Source organism: Paracoccus zhouxuedongae, from assembly GCF_041927815.1.
GTDB lineage: Bacteria > Pseudomonadota > Alphaproteobacteria > Rhodobacterales > Rhodobacteraceae > Paracoccus.
Window position 1 is genome coordinate 25,714 of sequence record NZ_JBHFHM010000017.1, and the last position, 7,336, is coordinate 33,049.

The 7,336-nt window shown below is 70.5% G+C and carries 7 protein-coding genes; 5 read left to right on the forward strand and 2 right to left on the reverse strand.

The genetic code is table 11. The annotated features are described in order from the left end of the window. Positions 1–116: 116 nt before the first annotated feature. Together ACEYYA_RS14400 and ACEYYA_RS14405 are read right to left on the reverse strand one after the other, a co-directional pair. Positions 117–833, reverse strand: coding sequence for an LrgB family protein (locus ACEYYA_RS14400; RefSeq protein WP_374801616.1), 717 nt, complete (start codon positions 831–833; stop codon positions 117–119). Then, positions 826–1,191, reverse strand: a complete 366-nt coding sequence (locus ACEYYA_RS14405) for a CidA/LrgA family protein (protein WP_374801617.1) — start codon at positions 1,189–1,191, stop codon at positions 826–828. Before ACEYYA_RS14405 ends, ACEYYA_RS14400 begins: the two co-directional genes overlap by 8 nt. A 170-nt stretch (positions 1,192–1,361) precedes the next feature. Between ACEYYA_RS14405 and ACEYYA_RS14410 the strand changes: the two genes are divergently transcribed. From ACEYYA_RS14410 to ACEYYA_RS14430, 5 genes are read left to right on the forward strand one after another with little or no spacing between them, the layout of a single operon-like run. Beyond that, on the forward strand, positions 1,362–4,835 hold the full coding sequence (locus ACEYYA_RS14410; protein WP_374801618.1) for a chromosome segregation SMC family protein: 3,474 nt from the start codon (positions 1,362–1,364) through the stop codon (positions 4,833–4,835). Further along, a complete protein-coding gene (locus ACEYYA_RS14415) occupies positions 4,832–5,491 on the forward strand; it encodes a lysoplasmalogenase (RefSeq protein ID WP_374801619.1) in 660 nt (219 codons plus the stop codon). The genes ACEYYA_RS14410 and ACEYYA_RS14415 overlap by 4 nt, the downstream gene beginning before the upstream one ends. A gap of 30 nt (positions 5,492–5,521) precedes the next feature. Continuing rightward, positions 5,522–5,968 carry a YbjN domain-containing protein gene (locus tag ACEYYA_RS14420; protein ID WP_374801620.1) on the forward strand — a complete coding sequence of 149 codons (447 nt, stop codon included), beginning with the start codon at positions 5,522–5,524 and terminating at the stop codon, positions 5,966–5,968. A gap of 12 nt (positions 5,969–5,980) precedes the next feature. Next, positions 5,981–6,439 (forward strand): RidA family protein, encoded by a 459-nt coding sequence (locus tag ACEYYA_RS14425; protein ID WP_374801621.1) that lies wholly within the window; start codon positions 5,981–5,983, stop codon positions 6,437–6,439. Beyond that, a complete protein-coding gene (locus ACEYYA_RS14430) occupies positions 6,439–7,203 on the forward strand; it encodes a glycerophosphodiester phosphodiesterase family protein (protein ID WP_374801622.1) in 765 nt (254 codons plus the stop codon). The genes ACEYYA_RS14425 and ACEYYA_RS14430 overlap by 1 nt, the downstream gene beginning before the upstream one ends. Positions 7,204–7,336 lie beyond the last annotated feature (133 nt).

Genomic DNA, 7,336 nt, shown 5'->3' on the forward strand with positions numbered 1-7,336 from the left:
GTCCGCGCGCGGGACCAAGATGATCCCGGCGTTCAGGACGTTGAAGGGGCGGCGGCTGCCGGGGCGACGCCATCGCCCGGTGCCACGATGCCAAAGCCGGATCGGGCGCGCAAGGGCTAGCGGAATAGCGCCAGAACCCAGGGCGCGATCAGCGCGGTCAGCGCCGCGTTCAGCCCCATGGCGATGCCCGCAAAGGCCCCGGCGGTGGGGTTCACCTGAAACGCCCGCGCGGTGCCGATGCCATGCGCGGCAACGCCCACGGCAAAGCCCCGCGCCCGCCAGTCGCGCAGGCCGGTGGCATTCAGCAGGGGCGTGGCGATGATCGCGCCGAAAATCCCGGTCAGCAGCACCAGCACCGCCGTCAGCGTCGGCTGGCCGCCCAGCTTTTCGGCAATGCCGATGGCGACCGGCGCGGTGGTCGATTTCGGCGCCAGGGCGACCAGCAGTTGATCGGGTGCGTCCATCGCCCAGGCGATCCCCAGGGCCGCGACCATCGCGGTCAGCGACCCGGCCAGCAGGCCCACCAGCATCGGCAGCGCGGCGCGATGCACGGCGGGCAGGTTGCGATACAGCGCCACCCCCAGCGAAACGGTGGCCGGACCCAGCAGGAAATGCACGAATTGCGCGCCCTGAAAGTAGTCGGCATAGGGCGTGCCGGTGGCCGTCAGCAGCGCGCCCAGCAGGATCACCGCCACCAGCACCGGGTTGACCCAGGGCCTTCGCCCGGATCGGCGGAACGCCAGATCGCCCAGCCAATAGGCCGCCAGCGTCGCCGTCAGCCAGACCAGCGGTTCGCGCGCAAGGTAGGACCAGATCAGCGCCGCGTCAGTCATCGCGCGACCCCATCAGCCGCGCGGTCAGCGCAAAGGCCCAGGCCCCGACGACGATCGCCAGCGCGGTCGAAACCGTCAGCGCCAGCACCACCGCCAGCCCCTGATCGCGCAGCAGCGTCAGATGCGCGATCACGCCAACCCCCGCAGGCACGAACAGCAGGCTGAGATGGCCCAGCAGCGCATCGGCCATCGGCGCCACCACCGCCAGCAGCCGGGGCAGCGCGATCAGCGCCGCAACCAGGGCGATCATGCCCAGAACCGGGCCGGGCAGGGGCAGCGACAGGGCGCGGGCCGCCACCTCGCCCACAAGCTGAAAGGTCAGAAGGATCACGGCACCGGGAACGATGTTGCTGGACATATGGGCTGGCCTTGGCTGTTGTGGGCACAGATTGCGGCGCAGGCCTCGCGGCGTCCAGCCCCACATATCTTGTGGATAACCGCCGCCCAGCCCCCAGATGCGGGCCGGGCCGGTTGACTCGGGCGCTTTGGGGGCCAAGGATCACCCGTCAGGAATCGAAAGGCCCCCGTTTGCGCATCAACCGGCTTCGGCTGAACGGCTTCAAAAGTTTCGTCGACCCCACGGATCTGGTCATCCGTGAGGGGCTGACCGGCGTGGTCGGCCCCAATGGCTGCGGCAAGTCGAACCTGCTGGAGGCGTTGCGTTGGGTGATGGGCGAAAGCCGCCCCACCGCGATGCGCGGATCGGGGATGGAGGATGTGATCTTCGCAGGCGCCGCCACGCGGCCCGCGCGGCACACCGCCGAAGTCACGATGTTCATCGACAATGCCGACCGGCTGGCCCCGGCGGGTTTCAACGACAGCGACACGCTGGAAATCCTGCGCAAGATCACGCGCGAGGCCGGGTCGGCCTATAAGGTCAACGGCAAGGACGTGCGGGCGCGCGATGTGCAGATGCTGTTCGCGGATGCCTCGACCGGGGCGCACAGCCCGGCACTGGTGCGGCAGGGGCAGATCAGCGAATTGATCAACGCCAAGCCGCAGAACCGCCGCCGCATTCTTGAGGAAGCAGCGGGGATCAGCGGCCTGTATCAGCGCCGGCATGAGGCGGAACTGAAGCTGTCGGGGGCGGAACAGAACCTGGCGCGGGTCGATGACGTGATCGACCAGTTGGCCAGCCAGTTGCAGACGCTGGCGCGGCAGGCCCGTCAGGCCGCGCGCTACCGCGAGATTGGCGAAGATCTGCGCCGGTTCGAGGCGCTGTTGGCGCTGCGCCGCTGGATGGATGCCGATGCCGCCCGCGCCGAGGCCGAGGCCGCGCTTGCCGACCGCACCCGCGCCGCCGCGCAGGCCGAATCCGCCGCCCGTCAGGCCGCCCGCGCCCGCGAGGAGGCCGAGGGCGCGCTGCCGCCGCTGCGTGAGGAGGAGGCCATCGCCGGGGCCATCCTGCAACGCCTTGGCGTGGCCCGCGAAACGCTGGAGGCCGACGCCACCCGCGCGGTCGAGGCGATCCGCACGCTGGCGGCGCGCGTCGATCAACTGGGCCGCGATATCGACCGTGAAACCGGCCTGACCCGCGACGCGGGTGAGGTGATCGCGCGTCTGGAATGGGAACAGGGCCAGTTGGAAAAGGCCGGTCTGGGCCATGACGACCGCCTGTCCGCCGCGCAGGAGGCGGCGACCGAGGCGGGGGCGGCGCTGTCCGAGGCCGAGGAAGTGCTGTCGGCCCTGACCGAGGACGCGGCGCGGCTGTCGGCGCGCTATCAATCCGCCGAACGGTTGCGCGGCGATCAGCAAAAGCTGCTGGACCGCGCCGAGGCCGACCGCGCCCGCGCCGCCGAGGCCGTCGCCGCGCAGGAGACCGCCGTGGCCGCCGCGCGCGCCGCCCTTGCCGATGCCGAGGCCGCCGAGGTCGAGGCGCAGGACCAGGCCGATGCCGCCGATGAGGCGCTGACCGCCGCCGAGGCACGCCGCGCCGATCTGCAAGCCCGCGAATCCGCTGCCCGCGCCACCCGCGCCGAGGCCGAGGGCGAGGCTGGCGCCCTGCGCGCCGAAGTCGATGCCCTGGCCCGTCTGGTGGCCCGCGAATCCATGGCCGGGCGTCAGCTTCTGGACAGTTTGACGGTCGATCGCGGCTATGAGGCCGCCTTGGGCGCGGCGCTGGCCGATGATCTTCGCCAGCCCGAGGTGGCGGGCAATGGCGGGGGCTCCGGCTGGGCGCTGCTGCCTGGCTATGACGACCCGCTGCCGCTGCCGCCGGGCGTTGTGGCGCTGTCCGATCATGTGCGCGCGCACCCCCTTTTGGCACGCAGGCTGTCGCAGATCGGGCTGGTGGCCGACCCGGCCGAGGGCGCGGCGCGGCAGGCCGAGTTGCGCCCCGGTCAGCGGCTGGTGACGCAGGGCGGCGATCTGTGGCGGTGGGATGGCTTGCGCGCGGCCTCGGGCGATGTGCCGTCGGCTGCGGCGCTGCGGCTGACCCAGTTGAACCGACTGGTCGAACTGAAGCGCGATCTTGAGGATGTGGCGGCGCGCGCGGCGGGGGCGGCGGCGGCCCATGACGCGCTGCACCGCGACCTGGCCGAGGCCGGCCGCGACGATCAGGCCGCGCGCGAGGCGCGCCGTGCCGCCGACCGCAACCTGGCCGAGGCGCAGCGCGCTGCCAGCCGTGCAGGCTCCGAGGCCGAACAGGCCGCCAGCCGTCTGGAAACCGCGCGTCTGGCCGTTCAGCGCCATGATGCCGACGCCATGTCCTCCCGTCAGGGCCTGCGCGAGGCCGAAGCCGCGCTGTCCGATCTGCCCGATCTGGACGCCCTGCGCGGCCGGGTCGAGGATGGCAAGCAGGCGGTCGAGGGCGCGCGCATCGCCATGATGTCGCGCCGCGCGGCCGCGGATGAGATCCGCCGCGACGGCGACGCCCGCACCCGTCGCCGGCAAGAGGTCGTCAAGGAACTGTCCGGCTGGCGGCACCGTCTGGACACCGCCGGAACCCGCGTGGCGGAACTTGAGGCGCGCAAGGCCGACACCGAGGACGCCCTTGCCGAGGCCCGCGACAAGCCTGCCGAACATGACATCCAGCGCGAGGAACTGGCCCGCCAGATCGCCACAGCCGAAGCCCGCCGCGCCACCGCCGCTGATGCCCTTGCCGCTGCCGAAACCGCGCTGCGCCGCGCCGCCGAGGCCGAGCGCGAGGCCGAACGTGCCGCCGGTGCCACCCGCGAGGATCGCGCCCGTGCCGAGGCCCGCGCCGACGCCACGCGCGAGGCTTTGGCCGCCGCGCTGCACCGCATGGACGAAGACCTTGAGGCCACGCCCGAGGCGCTGATCGCCCAGCTTGACCTGCCCCGCGACGGTCTGGCCGGTGCGGTCGCCCCCGCCGATGCGCTGGACATCGACGTCCAGCGCCTTCGCCGTCAGCGCGAATCCCTCGGTGCCGTCAACCTGCGGGCCGAGGAAGACGCCCGCGAGGTGCAAGAGGAACATGACCGTCTGGCCACCGACAAGGCCGACCTTGAGGAAGCGATCCGCAAGCTGCGCGCCGGGATCGCCGGCCTGAACCGCGAGGGGCGCGAACGGCTGCTGACCGCCTTTGAACAGGTGAACGAGAACTTCCGCTTCCTGTTCACCCATCTGTTCGGCGGCGGCGAGGCGCGGCTGGTGCTGGTCGAATCCGACGATCCGCTGGAGGCCGGTCTGGAAATCATGTGCCAGCCGCCGGGCAAGAAGCTGTCCACCCTGTCGCTTTTGTCGGGGGGTGAGCAGACGCTGACCGCGCTGGCGCTGATCTTCGGCGTGTTCCTGACCAACCCCGCCCCGATCTGCGTGCTGGATGAGGTCGACGCGCCGCTGGACGATGCCAACGTCACCCGCTTTTGCGACCTGCTGGACGAAATGACCCGCCGCACCGACACCCGTTTCCTGATCATCACCCACCACGCGGTGACCATGGCGCGGATGGACCGGCTGTTCGGCGTGACCATGGCCGAACAGGGCGTCAGCCAGTTGGTCAGCGTGGATCTGAAGAAAGCTGAGGCACTGGTGGCATGACCCGGACCGAGATCGCCCTGTTCACCCTTGCCGTCGCCGCCGCCATCGGCGGGGCGCTGCTGGGCTGGCCCTGGGTGCATTGGATCGGCAAGCCTGCGGCGACCGCGATCCTGCTGGCGGCGGTCGCCCGGCGCGGGCAGGGGCGCTATGGCCGGGCGATCGCCTTTGGGCTGGCGGCCTCGCTGCTGGGGGATGTGGCGCTGATGCTGCCGCAGGATCTGTTCCTGCCGGGGCTGGCGGCGTTCTTCGTGGCGCATCTGGCCTATCTGCGGGCGTTTTCGCTGGGCATCGGGCCGTCGCGCGACCTGCCGGTGCTGGCCTGTTTTGCGGCCTTGGTGCTGATCGTGATCGTGCTGTTGTGGCCCGGCCTGCCTGCTGCGATGCGCGCCCCGGTGATCGCCTATGCGGCGGTGCTGGGGGCGATGGCGGCGCAGGCCGTCAGCCGTGTGCGCATCACGCGCGACCCCGCCGACGGGCTGGCGGCCTTCGGCGCGGTGCTGTTCACCGCATCCGACATCCTGCTGGCGGTGAACCGGTTTCTGGACCCGCTGCCCGCCTCGGCGCTGTGGGTGCTGGGCCTTTACTTCGCCGCCCAGGTGCTGATCGCGCAATCGGCACTGCGCGCACCGGTGGCGCTGACCGCCCGGCTGCGCTAGACTGATCCCGACACAAACCGGAGGACCACCATGCTTCGCCTGCTGCCCGCCCTTGCCTTGCTGGCGCAACCTGTCCAGGCCCAGGTGGTCGGTGACCCGGCCGTGGTCAAGGCGCTGATGACCGACTTTGGGCTGGTCGTCGAACAGGATGTCGATGGCGCGGGCGACCCCCGGCTGTCGTCGCGGATCGAGGGCACGCGCTTTGACGTGCTGTTTTACGATTGCGACACCGGCACCTGCCAGTCGATCCAGTTCACGGCGGCCTTCGACATGACCGAGCCGATGGATGTGGCGGTGATCAACGCCTGGAACCGCGACATGCGCTTTGGCAAGGCCTATCTGGACGATGAGGGCGACCCCTTCGTCGAGATGGACGTGAATGTCGATGCCGACGGCGTAGGCCGCAAGAACTTTGACGATACGCTGGATATCTGGCGCACGGTGCTGGGGCAGTTCCGCAATCATATTGGCTGGTAAAAGGATCACGACATGAGCATTTCAGAACGCCTTGCCGCGCGCGGCATCACCTTGCCCGCCGCCCCCGCACCGGCGGCCAATTACGTTCCCTTCGTGCGCAGCGGCGCGATGCTGTTCGTGTCGGGCCAGATCTCGGCAGGGCCGGACGGGCTGATCACGGGTCGTCTGGGCGATGGCGTCAGCGTCGAACAGGGCGCCGCGGCGGCGCGGGCCTGCGGGCTGTCGCTGATCGCCCAGGCCCAGGCGGCGCTTGGCGATCTGGACCGCGTGGTGCGGGTGGTCAAGCTGACCGGCTTTGTCAATTCGACCCCCGATTTCACCGACCAGCCCGAGGTCATCAACGGCTGTTCCGACCTGATGGTCGAGGTTTTCGGCGAGGCCGGCCGCCACGCCCGCGCCGCTGTCAGCGCGGCGTCACTGCCGCGCGGTGTCGCGGTCGAGATCGAGGCGATCTTCGAGGTCCGCGACTGATGCGCGCCCCCCTGCCCAAGGCCCTGCGCGACCTGCCGGTCGCGCATCGCGCGCTGCACGACCCAGCGGCGGGCAGGGTGGAAAACAGCCCCGCCGCTATCGCCGCCGCCATTGCGGCGGGCTATGCGATCGAGATCGACCTGCAACCGGCCGCCGATGGCACGCCGATGGTCTTTCACGATTACGACCTGGGGCGGCTGACCGGACAGCCCGGCCCGATCCGGGGCCGCAGCGTGGCCGAACTGACCAACACCCGGCTGACCGGCAGCTCCGACACGATCCCGACGCTGGCGCAGGTGCTGGATCAGGTCGCGGGCCGCGTTCCCCTGCTGATCGAGATCAAGGACCAGCACGGCCAGATGGGCGCCGACACAGGCGGCTTCGAGGCCCGCGTCGCCAAGGTGCTGGCCGGTTACGACGGTCCGGTGGCGGTGATGTCCTTCAACCCGCATTCGGTCGCCCATTTCGCCGCCGCCTGCCCGGACCTGCCGGTCGGGCTGACCACCGGCAGCTACGACCCCGAGGATTACGCGCCGCTTTCCCCTGCGGTCTGCAACCACCTGCGCGAGATCCCGGATTTCGACCCGGACCTGCACAGCTTCATCTCGCATGAGGCCGGCGACCTTGCCCGCCCGCGCGTGTCCCAGATCAAGGCCAGCGGTGCCGCGATCCTGTGCTGGACCATCCGCAGCCCAAAGGCCGAGGCCGAGGCCCGCCGGATCGCCGACAATATCACCTTTGAAGGTTACGCCGCGCCGCTTTGACCCTTCTTTCTTGTGAAAATACGCACGGGGGTGGGGGGGGAGGCAGCCCCCGCCGCGAAAAACGGACACCCACCCGACCCACGCCACTTCTGACACCCAACCCCCCGACCTGGATGCCTTCTCCCTCCCCAAA

Coding starts and splice junctions, on each gene's coding strand:
- ACEYYA_RS14415 (WP_374801619.1), top strand. CDS start 4,832: ATGACCCGGACCGAGATCGCCCTGTTCACCCTTGCCGTCGCCGCCGCC.
- ACEYYA_RS14425 (WP_374801621.1), top strand. CDS start 5,981: ATGAGCATTTCAGAACGCCTTGCCGCGCGCGGCATCACCTTGCCCGCC.
- ACEYYA_RS14405 (WP_374801617.1), bottom strand. CDS start 1,191: ATGTCCAGCAACATCGTTCCCGGTGCCGTGATCCTTCTGACCTTTCAG.
- ACEYYA_RS14430 (WP_374801622.1), top strand. CDS start 6,439: ATGCGCGCCCCCCTGCCCAAGGCCCTGCGCGACCTGCCGGTCGCGCAT.
- ACEYYA_RS14420 (WP_374801620.1), top strand. CDS start 5,522: ATGCTTCGCCTGCTGCCCGCCCTTGCCTTGCTGGCGCAACCTGTCCAG.
- ACEYYA_RS14400 (WP_374801616.1), bottom strand. CDS start 833: ATGACTGACGCGGCGCTGATCTGGTCCTACCTTGCGCGCGAACCGCTG.